Origin of the sequence: Stenotrophomonas sp. 3diitr2024 (genome assembly GCF_042136455.1) — a bacterium.
GTDB lineage: Bacteria > Pseudomonadota > Gammaproteobacteria > Xanthomonadales > Xanthomonadaceae > Stenotrophomonas > Stenotrophomonas sepilia.
Genome location: NZ_JBHHMJ010000610.1, coordinates 1 through 269 on the forward strand (window position 1 = coordinate 1; position 269 = coordinate 269).

Sequence of the window (269 nt, forward strand, 5' to 3'; positions counted from 1 at the left end):
GGACGACGGCGTCCAGGGTATCGCCCTTCTTGAAGTTGCGAACGACGTCTTCGCCGGTGGTGTTCCAGCTGATGTCGGACAGGTGGACCAGGCCGTCGATGCCGCCGTCCAGGCCGATGAAGATGCCGAAGTCGGTGATCCCATCGGGCCTGCAGAGCTCCGGCTTCGTCACCCAGGCCGAGACCGAGCGCCTGTTGAAGCTGCTGGGCGAAACCCGCGACGTCGAGCTGGCCGCGTTGCCGCCCGTACCGGCCGATACCGCGCCGGTC

General features: G+C 67.3%; 1 pseudogene. It reads right to left on the bottom strand.

Going from position 1 to position 269, the window contains the following annotated elements:
* Nucleotides 1–139 (bottom strand): annotated as a pseudogene (locus tag ABGA94_RS15950) (S1 RNA-binding domain-containing protein); the annotation flags it as partial.
* Nucleotides 140–269: the final 130 nt, after the last annotated feature.